This is a genomic window from Mycolicibacterium fluoranthenivorans (assembly GCF_011758805.1).
Classification (GTDB): domain Bacteria; phylum Actinomycetota; class Actinomycetes; order Mycobacteriales; family Mycobacteriaceae; genus Mycobacterium; species Mycobacterium fluoranthenivorans.
In genome coordinates this window covers 3,565,758-3,581,070 of sequence record NZ_JAANOW010000001.1, presented here as the reverse complement: position 1 = coordinate 3,581,070, position 15,313 = coordinate 3,565,758, and the positions used below count along the sequence as shown (strand labels likewise).

The following is a 15,313-nucleotide window of genomic DNA, read 5'->3' as shown; positions in this document are numbered from 1 at the left end:
AGATGCCGCGCGGAAGCGAGCAAACTATGCTCGGCGCGATTGACGGTTGGCCGGTGTGAACAACGTGACAGGAGTGGGCCAGGGGTGAAGACGGTACTGGGTCTGTCGGTGACATCGGCCGGTGTGGGCTGGGTCTTGGTCGACGGCGCGGAACCCGAAGCACTGACCGTCGACGATGACTCATTCAGCGTCGCCACCATCGATGACCTGCAGTCACGGGCGCTGGCCGCGGTTCGGGGAGCGCAGGCCATCGCGTCGGCCAGCGGGCACGAGATCGAATCCATCGGTGTTACCTGGGGCGATGACGTGGCTGCGCATGCGGCGCAGCTGATCGCGACGCTCAAGGAGTGCGGCTACGCCGATGTCCGTTCGGTGCGGCTGCAGAATGCCGCCCCGGCGGCGGCGGACCACGCCGCTCACACCGCCGCGGCACGTGCGGTGACGCTCACCGACGCCGATCTGTCGGTTCTGCTCGATGTGGACATCGAGCCGGAGCCGGCCGATCCGGACGACTCCCTCACGGTGGCGGTGGCTCTACCACCAGAGGCCGCCGAAGCACCTACGACCCGCTTCACCCCGGCCTACGACGCGGCCCGCGCGGTGGCGACCAATGCCGTGCCGGCCGGGTCGACCGACGGCAGAGTTCATCGTCTACGCGGCTGGGTTCGGGATGCGTCACCGGCACGGTTGGCGACCATGGCCGGTGCTGCGGCGGTCACCGCTGTGATCGCACTGCTGGCAGTCGGCTCGCAGTTCAGCGGCCCTGATGTGCCGGCGCCGCTGGCCACGGCCACCCAGCCGGTGAGCCCGGCAGCGGGGACGTCGCAGATCGTCAGCTCGATCCCGGCTCCCGTACCGCAGGCTCAGGAGCTCGTCGTGCCCGAGCAGTCGAACCCGGAGCCGCCCGCCGCGCCGCCGCCCGTCTATTCCGAAGCCATCGTGCCCTTGCAAGCCGGCGAGCCGGCGGCTATCCCGGTCATTCCCGTCGAGGTCCCGCCGCATGTTGCCGTGGCGCCCGAGCAGGTGCCGGCCACGGCGCCCCTCGTCGAACAGGCCCCTGGTCCGCTGCCCGGCCCGCCACCGGCCGCGGTGCCGGCCGTTCCCGAGCAGCAGGTCCCGGAACCCCAGCAGGTCCCGGCGCCGCAGCAGGAGGTCCCGGTGCCGGCGGAGTCCGTGCCGGCACCGCCGCCGGTGGATCCGATTCAGGCGGCGATCAACTCGCTCTTCCCGCCGCCGGCACCTGCCCCGGCACCCGTTCCCTAGTTCAGATGTGGGCGGGCATGCTGTCCCAGCCGCGCACCACCGACGATGACGAGAACACCGCGTTGTCGAGATCGATTGTCCAGTCCGGGAAGCGATTCATGATCTCTTCCAAGGCGATCCGGCCCTCGATGCGTGCCAGCGCGTTGCCGAGACAGTAGTGTGCGCCGACCCCGAACGTCAGGTGCTGGCGCGGCGCCCGGGTCACATCGAACTGGTCGGCGTTCACTCCGAACCGGCGTTCATCGCGGTTCGCTGCACCGATCAACAGGATGATCGCACTGCCCGCGGGCACCGCGGAGTCGTGAAACTCGACATCGCGCGTCACGTAGCGGGCGGCCTGTAGCGCCGGCGGCTCGAAGCGCAGGATCTCCTCGACCGCGCCCGGTACCAGGGACCTGTCGTCGACCAACCGGCGGCGTTGATCGGGATGCTCGGAGAGCAGCTTGCCGGCCCACCCGATCAGCCGGGTGGTGGTCTCCGACCCGGCCACCGCGACGACGTTCATGAACATCAGCAGTTCTTCGCGGCGCAGCTTGCGGGTGGCACCCGTCTCGTCGATGAACTCCGCATTGAGCAGTTCGGTGGTCAGGTCATCGGCCGGATGACCGATCCGCCAGTCGATGAACTCGGCGAACAGTTGACCGTCGGTGATGGGCCCGTCGGGGTTGTCGGTCATCTGAGCTCCGCGTTCGGTGCGCACGTATTTGTCACCGTCTTGCGTGACCCGGCTCTGATAGTCCTCGGGAATGCCGAACAGCTCGCTGACCACGCGCAGCGGCATCACCGCGCCGAGATCCTTGACGAAGTCCAGCCGGTCGCCACCGACGAGGGGGTCCAGACACCGGGCGGTGAACTCGCGGACCTTCGGTTCCAGCGCATTGATCTTGCGGGGTGTGAAGGCGCGGGACAGCAGGTTGCGGTGGATGTCGTGGATGGGCGGGTCCTCGAAGATCAGTGAGCCCGGTGGGATCTGCACACCGGCCTTGATGATCTCCAGCACCGCACCACGGGCCGAGCTGAACGATGCGTGATCGACCAGCGCACGGTTGACGTCGTCGAACCGGCTCACCGCATAGAAGTCATGAATCTCGTTGTGATACAGCGGCGCTTCGTCGCGGAGCCGCTTGAACATCGGGTACGGGTTCGCATTGAGGGCCGCGTCCCACGGGTCGTAGTACACCCTGTCGGTGGCGCTGGCGGTCATGCGAACGTCAGCCCGTGCTTGGCGAAGTGCTTGCCCAGGGCCTGCATGTACTCGTCGTGGCGGAACGGTCCGCGCGCGTCGATGGCCAGTTCCAGGAACGGGCCGTACTCTTCGTCGTTGACGTAGGTGGACCAGTGGGTGATCTCGGCATCGTCGTTCGTGTCGACGAAGCTGATCGAGTAGAAGCCCATCACCGCGCCGGTGGTCTGCGAGGTGCCCTGCCAGCGGTAGCGCATCACGAAGCCGTTCTCTGCCGGCCAGACCTTGAAGTCGACGGGCTTCCAATCGGGGAACTCCACCCCGTAGGCCTTGGCTTCGATGGTGGCCGCGGTATCCCAGTGCGTCGCCACATCTTTGAGGACGAGCTCCTGATCGGCGACGAAGTAGGGGGAGGTGTAGACCGCGTCGTCGGTGAACACCCATTCGTCGTAGCTTTCGCCCTCCTGCACCTTCTGCAGGACGTACTTGTCGCGGTAGCTCTCGGCCATCCGGCGATGTTTGGCGATCCGGTCTTCCAGCTTCACGCGGTGTCTCCTCGTTTCGGAAGGGCAGCAGTGCCCGGTTGCGGTTGTAGCCCCCAGGTGCCGAACGCCATCGCGGTCAGCGTGTAGGTGCCGACGATGAAGATCAGCTCCATGGCGGCGTGTTCGCCGAGCGCGTCGACCAGGGCCTCCCAGGTGGACCAGTCCGCACGACCGGTGGCGAGCAGTTCGTCGGTGGCATCCAGGACCAGCCGGTCGGTGCCGTCGAAACCGTCATTGCCCTCGGTGAGCGCGGCGACATCGTCAGCGGTGACGCCCACCGCGGCGCCCAGCCGGACGTGCTGGCCCCATTCGAACGCCGATCGATGCCGGTGCGCCACCCGCAGGATGACGAGCTCGCGCAGCCGGCCGGACAACTCGCCGCGTTGTAACAGGAACCCGTTGAATCCCAGGAAAACCCGGGCCATTTCGGGGTGGCGGGCCAGCATCCCGATGATGTCGAAGTTCAGCGGGTCCAGCGCCCCACCGGATCCGGCGCGAGGCACCTTGTCGGCAGGCAGGTTCAGCAGCGCCGCGAATGCGGCGTACTCCGGCTGGCCCCACTGGTCGGCACGAAGTGGCGGCATCACTGTGGCAGCGCCATCTGCAGGTACAGGTCAAGCCGCCGGATCCGGTCATCGGCACCGAATTCATAGACCGAGAGTGAGTTCACCACACTGCGGAAATCGCCCACCACGCTGCGTTCCTCGAGCTCCAGGAACACCAGGCCGTCGTGCTCGGTGATCCGTGTGAACGAGCACTCCCATTCCGAGGTGGTGGCCCAGCCGGTCAGGAACGCCACGTACGCATCCCAGTCCATCTCCTCCTTGAAAGCTCCGACCCGGTGGAAGTTCTCGGTGTCGACGAGCTGAGCCAGGGGCGCCCAGTCCGCGGCCGTGAAGCCGGGTTGTTTGGCCTTGGTGACAAGGTCCCCGGTGGTCTTGGCATACCGGAGCACGGTATCGGCCCGCCGGGACATCAGGTCGCCGCCAGATAGCGGTCGATGACGGAGTGGTAATGGGCGATGACGACCTCCTCGTCGACCAATGCCATGTGATCCAGGCGTGCGTTGCGCAGACCGAGCTGCTGACGTGGCATCTGCTCGTAATCCTGCTGCAGCGCTTCGAAATACTTGTAGCTGCCCGGTTCGGTGACGTCCACCAGGTCGGCGGCGAATGCCGCGCGGTGTTCCTGCGGGAGCCACATGAAACTGGTGATGTGCCAGATGCAGCGGTTCGGATCACCGTCCGGATGCGGGGTGGACATGATGATCGTCGCCTCGCCGGCGCGAATGGTCATGAAGAAATTGGGGAACAGCACCCAGCCGTGGTTATCGCTCATCTGCTCATCGGTGAGACCGGATACATCCAGACCGTCGTTGGTCAGTGAGTCGCGCGTGGCTCGCTGCAACAGGGTGCGGCCGGTCACTCCGTCGGGGAAGACCAGGGTGCCGTCCGGTCCGCGGTACGTGTCGACGAGTTCGGTGAAGCGGGGGAGTACCCGCACCACACCGGGGAAGGTCTCGGGCAGTTCCATGATGCCCTCCACCTGCTTCTCCGGACCCATGCCCGCGACGTGGGCGACCTCGAACGGGGCCACGGCGACGCTGTGTCGGTCCAGGAATCGGTACTTGGTCTTGGTGGGATCGATGACGATGACGCGCAGCAGTTGCGGATGGATGCCGGAGATGTGGTAGCCCTCCTCGAAGGCATCCATCACCACTTTCCAGTTGCATTCCAAGGGTTCTCGCACATCGAGCACCGTCGTCATCTCGTCGAGGTGATAGGGCTCCAGCATCCCGATGACGTCTTCGCCGAGGAAGTCGCGCAGCGGAGCCGCATCCGGATCCGGGTTGAGGAAGATGAATCCGGCGAAGCTGTCGACCGCCACCTGGAGCAAACCGTGGGCGTCCTTGTCGATTTCGGGTTTCGAGCAGCCGCGCAGATGTCCGTCCAGGTCATAGGACCACAGGTGGTACTGACAGACGATGCGCTGCCGGGCCTGGCCGGCGCCCGAGAGCAACACGTTGCCGCGGTGCCGACAGGCGTTCACGAACCCGCGAAGGTCGCCGTCCTTGCCGAGCATCACGACATAGGACTGGTCGAAGATCCGGTACTCCTTGAAATCGCCGGGCCTGCGCAGTTCGTCGACGCGTCCCACGATCTGCCAGACCCGGGTCCAGATGGCTTTTCGTTCACGGTCGACGAACTCCGGCGAGGTGTACCGCTCGGTGGGGATCTGCATGGGGAAGAGCGCGCTGGCGGCGTCGGGGGTGAGGCCTTCGGCGTCGACCCAGTCACCGGGCCGGGCGGATCGTGCGGAATCGATGGACATGAAATCCCTTCCGGGAAGAACGTCAGGGTTGTGACGGCAGTCACGATGATACAGAGTCGTATCTGAGATACAAGAATGTATTTGTGGTGATTTCTTGCAAGAATGACGGGGTGACCGAGCGCTGGACCAGGGAACGGCGGATGGAGCAGACCCGTACCGTGCTGCTCGATGCCGCGGAGAAGATCTTCGCCGGACGCGGGTACGCCGGGTCGTTGGAGGACATCGCCGACGCTGCCGGCTACACGCGCGGCGCGATCTACGCCCAGTTCGGCGGCAAGGACGAGTTGTTCCTGGCGGTCATCGAGCGGCACCGCCAGCGTTTCCTGGATGGATTCGCCGATGTGATGCAGTCCTATGCTCGGCTGGCCGATATCGACGTGACGGGCTTCGCCGAACGGTGGCGACTGCTCAGCGGGGCCGATGCCTTACATGCGGCGGCCCTGAACTACGAGTTCACCCTGTTTCTGCTGCGCAACCCGGCGGCGCGGGAGCGGGTGGCGGCACAGCGGCTGGAAACCATCCGATCGCTGGCGGACTACATCACCAAAGGTGTTGCCCGGCTTGGCGGTACGCTACGCATCCCGGCCGAGCCGTTGGCCCGCGTGTTGCTGGCCACCAACGACGGGATCACCCTGGCCAGCCATCTGGACGGCGAGGATCTCTACGGCACCTTCCTGCAGCTGGTGCTCTCCAGTGTCGGTCCGCCTCAAGAATGAGGCCTCGACATTAAGCGTAGTGTGTCTAACTATGGCACGTACAGACAACGACACGTGGGATCTGGCCTCGAGCGTGGGCGTGACGGCGACCGTGGTGGCCATGCAGCGGGCGATGGCGACTCGTGGTCCTCGACCGCTGATCTATGACCCCTACGCCGAACCGCTGGTCTCCGCGGTCGGCCTGGACGCGTTCACCCGGTATGCCCGCGGTGAGATCGACACCGACGGGGCACCGTTCGATGTGCACCGGATGTCGGACGGGATCGCCGCGCGGACCAAGTACTTCGACGATTTCTTCGCCGACGCGACGGCCGCCGGCATTCGGCAGGCGGTCATCTTCGCCTCCGGGCTGGACGCTCGCGCCTACCGGCTGAGGTGGCCGGCGGACACCACGGTGTATGAACTGGACCAGCCGCAGGTCATCGAATTCAAGACCGGTGTGCTTGCCGATCAGGGCGCCGCGCCCGCCATCGAGCACCGGCCCATCGGTATCGATCTGCGCGACGACTGGCCGGCGGCGTTGCGGGCCAATGGGTTCGATCCATCCCAGCCGACGGCGTGGATCGCCGAGGGCCTGCTCGTCTACCTGCCGCCGGATGCCCAGGACCGCCTGCTGGACAACGTCACCGCGCTCAGTGCCCCGGGCAGCCGGATCGCCGCCGAGAACACCGGCACGCTCACCCCGGACGAGCTGGCGCGGATCGGCGATCAGATGCGGTCTGCGCAGGAGCAGTGGCAGGGCAAGGGAATCGACGGTTTCGGCAGCGCGACCGACATCGACATCACCGAGCTGTTCTACGCCGGTGAGCGCACCGAGTCGGCGGTGTTCCTTGCCGACCGGGGCTGGGCGGTGACCCTGCACAAGAGTTCGGAGCTGTATGCCGCGTACGGACTGGAGCCGCCGATCGAGGGCTTGTCCGCCTTCGGTGACATCACCTACCTGACCGCCATCCTCGGTTAGCGTGCGATGGGTTGGACCGTCGGCAGTGAGCACATCGTGTCCGACCTGATCCCCGCCGAGCCCGCTGCGGTGCGGGCTTTCTATGTCGACCTGGCCAACATCACGCGGGTGCATCCGCTCGTGGTGTCGGTGCGGCCGATCCGCCACCGGCGGACACCCGGTGGCGGTCAGCTGCGGACCTACCGGGTCCGGGATCGGATCCCGTTGGGTCGCCTTGTGTTACGCGCGAGCTATGCGGCCGAACTGTATATCCCCGCTCGAGGTGAGGTGCTGACCGAGGCGCGGCAGTTCCCCGGTGTGCGCCTGTTCGGCCGGGTGTCGTTCGACGGTACGGCCCAGGGCACCACGCTCACCGAACATCTCCACATCACGGCGCCGGCGGTACTGGCGGCGCTCACGGTACGTCAGGCCGTCGCCGCTCATGTATCGATGCTCGCCGGGATCCGGCGGCATTTCCAGGCACTGGGATAGCCCCGGGGAATGCCCTACCGGGAAGACGGGTCGCTGCTGGTGGTCCCGTCGGACCTGACGGCGATCTAGGGGCTCGACGCGACCGCACCGGCGGCTATCGTCTCGGCCCAGCGGTAGTCCGCCTTGCCGGCCGGCGAGCGCACGATCTTCGGTTCGCGGATGAACGCCTTGGGGATCTTGTACCGGGCCACCGATCGCCCGCAGATCTCGGCGAGCTCCTCGTCGGAGGCCGAGGCGCCGTCGGCCAGTTGGACCACGGCGACCACCTCCTGGCCCCATCGCTCCGACGGGCGGCCCACCACCACGACGTCGTAGACGTTCGGATGCGCGGCGATGGCCCGCTCGACTTCCTCGACGAAGATCTTCTCGCCGCCGGAGTTGACGGTCACCGAATCGCGGCCGAGCAGTTCGATCCGGCCGTCCGCCAACACATTTGCCCGGTCGCCGGGAACCGACCAGCGCACGCCGTCGATCGTCGGGAACGTCCGTGCGGACTTCTCTGCGTCGCCCAAGTAGCCCAGGGGGATCAGATCGCGACGGGCCAGCCATCCGCCGCCCTCACCGGGCAGCAGCACTCGGCTGAAGTCCTCGGCGACGACGGCGGTGTCGGACTGCGCGCTGAACACCGCAGCAGGTGCCGGCTCAGCTGTGCCGGATTCGCGGCTCGCCGCGGCAGTGGAGTAGGTGCTCATCTGCGCTCCGGACTCCGAGGCGCCGACCGCGTCGAGCAGCATGACGTGGGGAAGAGCGGTGAGGATGCGTTCCCGCACCGTGGGCGACAGGGCTGCACCGCCGTTGGTGATGGTGAACAGGCCGGACAGGTCGTAATCGCCGTTCTCGATCTCCTCGATCAGTGGCCGGGCGACCGCGTCGCCGACCACCGGGATGGTCAGCACCCGTTCGCGTTCGGCCAGCCGCAGGACGTCGGCCGGGCGCAGCCGCTCGACATCGTCGGGGATCACGATGCGGCCGCCCATCGTGATGGCGTTGTAGGCGGCCCATTGTGCGGCGCCGTGCATGAACGGCGGGATCATCAGCATGCCGAGCGCGCCTCCGGCGGTGCGGGCCTTCTCGGCGAGTTCCTCATAGGAACTCAGGGCATGATCGCTGCCGAACGGGCGTCCGCCCATCGAGGACAGGAAGATGTCGTGCTGGCGCCAGAGCACACCCTTGGGCATGCCGGTGGTGCCGCCGGTATAGAGGATGTACAGATCGTCACCGCGGGCCTGGGGCAGGCCCCCCGCCGGGACGGGCGTGGCGATGGCGGATTCGTAGTCGACCGCACCCGGGAGCAGTTCGTGGCCGGAGGCGTCGGCCACCTGCAGGAGCACCTCCAGGTGCGGTACCCGGTCCCGGATGGCCGCCACCCGTGGGGCGAACTCGGCGTTGTAGACCAAGGCTCGGGCCTTCGAGTCGTTGAGCAGGTAGACGAGCTCTTCCTCGACGTAGCGGAAGCTCACGTTGTACGGGGCGACGCGGGCGCGGTAACTGCCGATCATCGACTCGAGGTACTCGTTGCCGTTGCGCAGATAGATGCCCAGGTGGTCCTGACCGGACTCGTGCCCGGCCAGGGCGTCGCGTTCGGTGTGCACGCCCAAACCCGCCGACACCAGGAAATTGGCGAACCCGTCGATCCGCCGATCGAACTCGGCGTAGGTGTAGCGCCGGTCGCGCCACACCAGGAAGGTCTGCTCGGGGACGGCCTTGGCCACGGTGCCGAACACAGAGGACAGGTCGAAGCTCACGCCGCTCATGACAGCAGACCATACATGGTGCCGCCGTCTGTATGGTCGATGTGGTCGAACAACATTCCTTGAATTATGGGCACGTTCGGCACACCTCGGCGCGGACGACCAGTCCCGCCAAAGGTCTAGGGTCGTGTGGCCGCGCGGCAGGCCCGCCCGTCCGTAACGTGAGCGGGATGAGCTGGACCGCATTGGAAACGTTGATCCGAACCTGCGTCGACACCGCGCTGGAGCGCCGCGCCGAATGGGACCGCCTTGATGCCGCCGTCGGTGACGGGGATTTCGGGAGCAGCCTGGCCCGCGGCGCGCGCGGCGTCGCGGCGCAGTGGGAGGACCTCGACCGCTCGTCTCCGGAAACGTTCCTGCGGGCAGTGGGTGCCGTGCTGAATCGCGAAATGGGCGGTAGCTCAGGGCCGCTGCTGTCGGTGGCCTGTGAACGAGCGGGAGCGACGGCGGGTGAGGTCGAGGCGATCGACGTGGCCACTGCCGGCGCCATGGTGCACGCCGCGGCGGCGGGGATCGCCGAGTTGGGGCAGAGCGGTCCCGGGGACAAGACCCTGCTCGACGCCCTGCTGCCGGCCGGAGCCGCCCTCGCCCGGGTCGCGGCGCAGGGTGGCGACGCGACCGCGGCCTACGCCGATGCCGCGGTCGCCGCGGCCGAGGGCGCACGATCCACCCGGGAATTCGTGGCCAAGCGTGGCCGAGCCGCCTATTCGGCGCAACGCAATATCGGCGCGCCCGATCCCGGTGCGGTGGCGGTGGCCGAGATCGCTGCCGCCGCCGGACGCGGGGTCGGTGTCGAGGTACCCGATGTCAGCGATCTGACGGCCGGCGCCACCGCACCGATCGAGGACACCCGCAGCGGTAAGACGAAGCAATTTCTCAACGACCCCGCCGATGCGGCACTGGAGAGTCTGGCCGGGTTGGCCCGGTCGGTGCCGGATCTGGTGGTGTGGGATGCCGACGCGCAGATCGTCCGCCGGGCGACGGCACAGGGTGCGGGCCGTGTCGGTCTGGTGTCCGGTGGCGGTTCGGGTCACGAACCGTTGCATGCCGGATTCGTCGGCGTGGGAATGTTGGCCGCGGCGGCGCCCGGTGCGGTGTTCGCCTCGCCGAGTACAGACCAGATCCTGGCCGCCACCCGAGCGGCATCGGCCGGCGGCGGTGTGTTGCACGTCGTGAAGAACTACACCGGCGACGTGCTGAACTTCCGCCACGCGGCCGAGGCTGCCCGGGCCGAGGGGATCGACGTGGCCAGCGTGCTCGTCGACGACGACGTCTCGGTCGACGGCTCCGATCACACGGTCGGCCGCCGCGGGACCGGAGCCACCCTGTTCGTGCACAAGATCGCCGGAGCGGTCGCCGAAGCCGGAGGGTCGCTGGAAGACGTGCACGCCGCGGCGGTGGACGTCGTCAACCGCAGTGCGAGTTTCGGAATCGCGCTGACGTCCTCCTCGCCTCCGGGAGCCGGGCCGATCCTGGCGCTTGGTCCCGACGAGATCGAGATCGGTGTCGGTATCCACGGTGAACGAGGCCGCCGCAGTGACCGCCTTCGCCCGGCCGCCGATCTGGTGGCCGAGGCGGCGGAGATCCTGGTGACCCACCTCGGTCTCGATGCGGGAAGCCAGGTGGTGGCCTTGGTCAACGGCCTCGGTGCGACACCGCTGATGGAGCTTTACCTGTTGTTCAACGATCTGGCCGATGAACTGTCCCGCCGGCGGATCGGTATCTCGCGAAACCTGGTCGGGAACTATGTGACCAGCCTGGACATGGCCGGTGCCTCTTTCACGCTGATGACCTTCGATGACGAGCTGGCCCAGTGGTGGGACGCCCCGGTGCACACCGCGGCGCTGCGATGGGGACGGTAGTCGCCGTGCCGAACGGCGCGGAGCTTCGGCAGGCTATTGTTCGAATCCCATCGCGAACAGAGGAGAGCCAGTGACGCAACCAGAGCAGCAGCTGACGTTCGGGCAGAAGGCCAAGCTTGGCCTGCAGGCCGCAGGTGCCTTGGCCCGCAACCCGAAAGCGTTGGTCGCCCTGGTGAAGTACAAGCTCGCCGAGCGGAAGTCAGCCAAGAACGCGGACTGACCCCCGGAGGCTAGTCCTCGCCCGGTGTGACGACGATCGGTACCCGCAGCACCCGCAGGATCTTGGCCGCGGTCGAGCCGATGAGCAGGCGCCGGGGCGGAGCCAGCCTGCTGGAGCCGAGCATCAGCAGGTCACCGTCCGCCCAGTCGAGCTCGTCCACGGCGGCTTCGATGGTCGCACCGTCCGCGACGACGGCCGTCACGGCGAAACCCTCCGGAAGCGCAGCCTGCGCGGACTTCAGTGTGCGGTAAGCATGTTCGCGGGCAGCCTCGATTCCGGCCGCGCCGTGCTGGTCGAGTGCCACCAGCGACACGAGCCGCAGTGGTGCGCCCGTAGCTCTGCTCGTCCGCACGGCGGCGTCGAGCAACCGGTGTGCGCCGGCACGGTCGCCGATCGCACACGTGACGGATCGGACGCGTTCGACTTCGGAGTGGCGGGTGCCCCGCGGCGCCACCGCGACCGGGACCGGCGCGGTATGCAGCAGCTCATCGACCAGCGCGCCCAAGGACAGGCTGCCGGCCAGCCCGCCGCCCGAGCCGCCCACCACGATGGCCTCGGCGTCCAGCCGAAGGGCTTCTGCGCCAAGGGCTTCGGCCACCGATTCTGCGACGATGACCTTTCCGTCGGCCGTGACGTCATCCGGCACCTGGCGCAGCGCCTCGGCCAGCCACGCCGAACCCTGTTCGGCCAGTACTTCGTGGTACCGATCCGAGGTCAGACGGGGCGTGGTCACGTCGTCGGGGGCTAGGACCAAGCACACCTGCAGATCCGTGCCGAGCGTACGGGCCAACCGCACGCCCAGCGACAAGGCGTCGGCCCCACCGGCTGTCGCGAGATAACCCACGACGAGCGTCATCGGGAACCGCCCTTCTTGCCGTGCTGGATATGGGGGATCGGGGTGCCCTCTTCGGCGAGGGTCTCCTCTTCGATTCGCATGGTCATCGGGTTGCGCAAGCCCCGGGTGACGTAGATCAGCAGGGTCAGTCCGATGACGAACCAGATGGCGCCATAGAGCAGCGCGTCGAAGTGCAGGTTGAGCCACAGCACAGCGGTCAGCAGCATGCCGATGACCGGCAGCACGATGTTGGTGAAGATCTCCGCCGGCGTGTGCCGCTTGTTCTGATGGACGGCGAAGTACAGGAGCACGGTCAGATTGACCATGGTGAAGGCGATGAGGGCACCGAAGTTGATCATCGATGACACGAACTCGAGGGTGAACCGGAATGCCAGCAGCGACACCGCACCGACGATGAGCACGGCGTGCAGCGGCGTCAAGAACCTCGGGTGAATGTAGGACAGGAACCGCGGGATCCGGCCCGTGCCGTTGCGGGCCATCACGTAGATCATCCGGGACACGCTGGCGTGCGAGGACAGGCTGGAGGCGAACATGGCCGACAGCGCGGCCGACACGAAGAGGATCTTGAAGAACTCGCCGCCCACCTTGAGCGCGAGCTCGGGAAGCGTGTCGTCGGTGACCTCGAAGCCGTCGAGGGTGGGGAAGGCGGCCTGGCTGAACCAGGCTCCGAGCAGGAAGATCGCGCCGCCGATGAGCAGCGCGAGGACGATCGCCTTCGGGACGGTGGTCGCCGACTTCGCCTCCTCGCTGTACATCGTGATGGCGTCGAATCCGATGAACGAGAAGCACACCACGGTGGCGCCCGCGATGACCGCCTGCATGTCGACCCCGGCGTGATAGAGCGGTGCGAGCGTCAGGGCGGTGCCCTGACCCATGCCTCGGGTGAGGGAGATGTAGGTCAAGACGACGAAGATGCCGATGAGAAGGACCTGGAAGACCACCAGCACGCCGTTGATGCTCGAGGTGCCCTTGATGCTCCAACAGTTGAGTGCGGTGACGACCCCGACGTAGACGACGACGAATATCCAGGACGGGGTGTCGGGGAAGAAGGACTCGAAGTAGATCCGGCCGATGACCGCGTTGACCATCGGCAGGAGCAGATAGTCCAGCAGGGAGGACCAGCCGACCAGGAACCCGACATTGGGGTGGATCACCTCGGAGGCGTAGGTGTACGCCGACCCGGCCGAGGGGAAGACACGGGTCATCCGTCCGTAACTGAGCGCGGTGAAGATCATGGCGATCAGCGCGACGATGTAGGCAAGCGGAACCACCCCGTTGGTCTCTTCCGACACGATGCCGAAGGTGTCGAAGACGGTCATCGGCGTCATGTAGCCGAGGCCGAGGCCGACAATCGCCCACAAGCCGAGCGACCTGGACAGGCGCGGGGAGGTGGAGGCGCTACCGAAGGGAGCCTGCGGGGAAGTCTGCTGCACCTAAGAAGTGTGCGCTGTGCCACACCGATGAGGCCTGCTCCGTTCTGTACATTCCTGAGGTAATTTTCCACCACTCCGTACAATCGCCGGGTGCGGGTTTCGGTGGCGTGGGTGCTCACTCAGACGGGTTTGGCGCTTCGGCTGCGGGGTGGCGCGACCGGCGTGGGCCGTCCGATCGACGTGGTGCTCACCACCGAGCTGGCCGATCCGTCGCGCTGGTTGTCGGGCAATGAACTCGTGCTCACGACCGGGATCAGGCTTCCGGACACAGCCCCGCAGCGGGCCGCCTACCTGCGCGAGCTCGACGACTGCGGGGTGGCGGGTCTCGGTTTCGCGACTGGCTTGACCCACCCGGCGGTGCCGCAGGATCTCATCGCCGTGGCCGACGAGATCGGCTTGCCGTTGATCGAGGTGCCGCTGGAGACACCCTTCGCCGCGATCGTCAAAGCCGTCACGGCCCGGATCGCCGAGCTGCAGTACGACGACGTCGTCCGCGTGTCGAGGGCGCAGCCGCATCTCACCCGGGCGGTGATCACCGGGGGAGCGCACGCGGTGGCACGCGAACTCGGCCGCGCGCTGGCCGCCACGGTGGTGATCGTGGATGCCGTCGGTGAGGTGGTGGCATGTCATCCGCCGCCGGCCGATGTCACGGTATTGGACGAACTCCGAAGCGCGGTGCCGCCGGGTGCCGACGCGGGCACGACGACCGTCGTACTGAACGGGGCGCCGACCACCGTTGCGCACCAACGCATCCGAGTGGGATCGAGATCGTACGGCGAATTGGTGGTCATCGGGGCGAGCCCACTCAGCCACATCGATCAGGTGCTGCTCGGACATGCGAATGCCCTTCTGGCCCTTGACTTCGACAAGCCGGCGCGGCTGAATGACGCGCAGCGCCGGCTCAATTCTTCGGCGCTGGGTTTGGTGTTGACCGCCACCGCCGACGTGCAACCTGCCTGGACGTTGCTGACTCCCGTTGCGGATTCGTATCGGCGGATTCGCGCGTTGTCGATCGACACTGATGTGCGAGATGCGCTGCCGGCTATCGGTGTCGCGTGTGCGGACCTCCTCGAACGCGACGGGTATCAGTGTTTTGTGCACGCCGGCGAGGTCGACGTGGTGGTCATCGTCCCGGGCGGGCTGGGCCTCGAGTTCGCGGGCCGGCTCATCGACGGGTTGGACGCGTCTGCCCGCCGGGCCGTGCGGGTGGGGATGAGCGGGACGCACCTGCTCGACGATCTGCCCACCGCCGTGCAGCATGCCGCCCGCGCCGCCACGATGGCCAAACGGGGCGGCGCACCGGTCGAATTCGGGGCCGTCGCCGGTCAAATCCTGCTGTCCGACAACGAGAGCCGGAAGGTGCTCGCCACTGTGGCGGACGCGGTGCTGGCGCCCCTTGTCGACCACGACCGCGAGCAGCGCGGCGGCCTGATCGAGGCGCTTCATGCGTTTCTGGAGGCGAACGGACAGTGGGAGACGGCCGCGGCGGAACTCGGAATCCACCGGCACACCCTGCGAAGCCGGATCAGGACTGCGGAAAGGTTGCTGGACTGCGATCTCGGGGTGGCCAGGGTACGCGCGGAGTTGCTGCTGGCATTGCTGGCCGTTGGTGATCGGCGGCCACCGGTACCGAACTGAGGCATGACGTCATCGGTCGATGGTGGCGGCCCGGGTGGCATCAATATTCAAATCATTCTATGATTATCGAATCATAGAATTGC

Annotated in this window: 15 protein-coding genes and 1 pseudogene; 8 read left to right on the top strand and 8 right to left on the bottom strand. The window is 67.0% G+C overall.

Annotated features, from left to right (window positions below; genetic code table 11):
- Positions 1 to 84 precede the first annotated feature (84 nt).
- On the top strand, positions 85 to 1,263 hold the full coding sequence (locus FHU31_RS17440; protein WP_167160263.1) for a DUF7159 family protein: 1,179 nt from the start codon (positions 85 to 87) through the stop codon (positions 1,261 to 1,263).
- 1 nt (position 1,264) lies between these two features.
- On the opposite strand, the gene FHU31_RS17435 is transcribed toward FHU31_RS17440, so the two are convergent.
- Genes FHU31_RS17435 through FHU31_RS17415 form a run of 5 tightly spaced genes read right to left on the bottom strand, consistent with a single transcriptional unit; the run spans position 1,265 to position 5,322 of the window.
- A complete protein-coding gene (locus FHU31_RS17435; RefSeq protein ID WP_167160262.1) occupies positions 1,265 to 2,467 on the bottom strand; it encodes a cytochrome P450 in 1,203 nt (400 codons plus the stop codon).
- Positions 2,464 to 2,991 carry a hypothetical protein gene (locus tag FHU31_RS17430; protein WP_167160260.1) on the bottom strand — a complete coding sequence of 176 codons (528 nt, stop codon included), beginning with the start codon at positions 2,989 to 2,991 and terminating at the stop codon, positions 2,464 to 2,466. The genes FHU31_RS17435 and FHU31_RS17430 overlap by 4 nt, the downstream gene beginning before the upstream one ends.
- Complete coding sequence (locus FHU31_RS17425) at positions 2,988 to 3,575, bottom strand: carboxymuconolactone decarboxylase family protein (RefSeq protein ID WP_167160258.1); 588 nt, start codon at positions 3,573 to 3,575, stop codon at positions 2,988 to 2,990. The genes FHU31_RS17430 and FHU31_RS17425 overlap by 4 nt, the downstream gene beginning before the upstream one ends.
- Positions 3,575 to 3,967 carry a hypothetical protein gene (locus FHU31_RS17420; RefSeq protein ID WP_167160256.1) on the bottom strand — a complete coding sequence of 131 codons (393 nt, stop codon included), beginning with the start codon at positions 3,965 to 3,967 and terminating at the stop codon, positions 3,575 to 3,577. Before FHU31_RS17420 ends, FHU31_RS17425 begins: the two co-directional genes overlap by 1 nt.
- Positions 3,967 to 5,322, bottom strand: coding sequence for an aromatic ring-hydroxylating oxygenase subunit alpha (locus FHU31_RS17415; protein ID WP_167160254.1), 1,356 nt, complete (start codon positions 5,320 to 5,322; stop codon positions 3,967 to 3,969). Before FHU31_RS17415 ends, FHU31_RS17420 begins: the two co-directional genes overlap by 1 nt.
- 110 nt (positions 5,323 to 5,432) lie before the next feature.
- Between FHU31_RS17415 and FHU31_RS17410 the strand changes: the two genes are divergently transcribed.
- From FHU31_RS17410 to FHU31_RS17400, 3 genes are read left to right on the top strand one after another with little or no spacing between them, the layout of a single operon-like run.
- A complete protein-coding gene (locus FHU31_RS17410) occupies positions 5,433 to 6,038 on the top strand; it encodes a TetR/AcrR family transcriptional regulator (RefSeq protein ID WP_167160252.1) in 606 nt (201 codons plus the stop codon).
- 31 nt (positions 6,039 to 6,069) lie between these two features.
- Entirely contained in the window at positions 6,070 to 6,999 is a 930-nt protein-coding gene (locus FHU31_RS17405; protein ID WP_167160250.1) for a class I SAM-dependent methyltransferase, read from the top strand.
- Between the two features lie 6 nt (positions 7,000 to 7,005).
- Positions 7,006 to 7,470, top strand: coding sequence for an SRPBCC family protein (locus tag FHU31_RS17400; RefSeq protein ID WP_167160248.1), 465 nt, complete (start codon positions 7,006 to 7,008; stop codon positions 7,468 to 7,470).
- Between the two features lie 65 nt (positions 7,471 to 7,535).
- Here the strand turns inward: FHU31_RS17400 and FHU31_RS17395 are convergent, their stop codons facing one another.
- A complete protein-coding gene (locus tag FHU31_RS17395; protein WP_167160246.1) occupies positions 7,536 to 9,224 on the bottom strand; it encodes an acyl-CoA synthetase in 1,689 nt (562 codons plus the stop codon).
- 32 nt (positions 9,225 to 9,256) lie between these two features.
- On the opposite strand from FHU31_RS17395, the pseudogene FHU31_RS31560 reads away from it, so the two are divergent.
- From FHU31_RS31560 to FHU31_RS17385, 3 genes and pseudogenes are all read left to right on the top strand, one after another.
- Positions 9,257 to 9,982 (top strand): annotated as a pseudogene (locus tag FHU31_RS31560) (DAK2 domain-containing protein); the annotation flags it as partial.
- A 78-nt stretch (positions 9,983 to 10,060) separates the two neighbouring features.
- Positions 10,061 to 11,083: a dihydroxyacetone kinase subunit DhaK gene (locus tag FHU31_RS31555; protein WP_263987870.1), complete on the top strand. Its 1,023-nt coding sequence runs from the start codon at positions 10,061 to 10,063 to the stop codon at positions 11,081 to 11,083.
- A gap of 70 nt (positions 11,084 to 11,153) precedes the next feature.
- On the top strand, positions 11,154 to 11,303 hold the full coding sequence (locus FHU31_RS17385) for a hypothetical protein (RefSeq protein WP_167160243.1): 150 nt from the start codon (positions 11,154 to 11,156) through the stop codon (positions 11,301 to 11,303).
- 10 nt (positions 11,304 to 11,313) lie between these two features.
- Here FHU31_RS17385 and FHU31_RS17380 read toward each other — a convergent pair whose 3' ends face one another.
- Together FHU31_RS17380 and FHU31_RS17375 are read right to left on the bottom strand one after the other, a co-directional pair.
- Positions 11,314 to 12,159: a universal stress protein gene (locus FHU31_RS17380; protein WP_167160241.1), complete on the bottom strand. Its 846-nt coding sequence runs from the start codon at positions 12,157 to 12,159 to the stop codon at positions 11,314 to 11,316.
- Positions 12,156 to 13,592 carry an APC family permease gene (locus FHU31_RS17375; protein ID WP_208410268.1) on the bottom strand — a complete coding sequence of 479 codons (1,437 nt, stop codon included), beginning with the start codon at positions 13,590 to 13,592 and terminating at the stop codon, positions 12,156 to 12,158. Before FHU31_RS17375 ends, FHU31_RS17380 begins: the two co-directional genes overlap by 4 nt.
- Positions 13,593 to 13,694: 102 nt before the next feature.
- On the opposite strand from FHU31_RS17375, the gene FHU31_RS17370 reads away from it, so the two are divergent.
- A complete protein-coding gene (locus FHU31_RS17370) occupies positions 13,695 to 15,230 on the top strand; it encodes a PucR family transcriptional regulator (RefSeq protein ID WP_167161122.1) in 1,536 nt (511 codons plus the stop codon).
- Positions 15,231 to 15,313 lie beyond the last annotated feature (83 nt).

Excerpts from the sequence above, each read along its gene's own strand:
- FHU31_RS17405 (WP_167160250.1), top strand. The coding sequence starts at position 6,070 with ATGGCACGTACAGACAACGACACGTGGGATCTGGCCTCGAGCGTGGGC.
- FHU31_RS17435 (WP_167160262.1), bottom strand. The coding sequence starts at position 2,467 with ATGACCGCCAGCGCCACCGACAGGGTGTACTACGACCCGTGGGACGCG.
- FHU31_RS17380 (WP_167160241.1), bottom strand. The coding sequence starts at position 12,159 with ATGACGCTCGTCGTGGGTTATCTCGCGACAGCCGGTGGGGCCGACGCC.
- FHU31_RS17415 (WP_167160254.1), bottom strand. The coding sequence starts at position 5,322 with ATGTCCATCGATTCCGCACGATCCGCCCGGCCCGGTGACTGGGTCGAC.
- FHU31_RS17400 (WP_167160248.1), top strand. The coding sequence starts at position 7,006 with ATGGGTTGGACCGTCGGCAGTGAGCACATCGTGTCCGACCTGATCCCC.
- FHU31_RS17425 (WP_167160258.1), bottom strand. The coding sequence starts at position 3,575 with ATGCCGCCACTTCGTGCCGACCAGTGGGGCCAGCCGGAGTACGCCGCA.
- FHU31_RS17420 (WP_167160256.1), bottom strand. The coding sequence starts at position 3,967 with ATGTCCCGGCGGGCCGATACCGTGCTCCGGTATGCCAAGACCACCGGG.
- FHU31_RS17395 (WP_167160246.1), bottom strand. The coding sequence starts at position 9,224 with ATGAGCGGCGTGAGCTTCGACCTGTCCTCTGTGTTCGGCACCGTGGCC.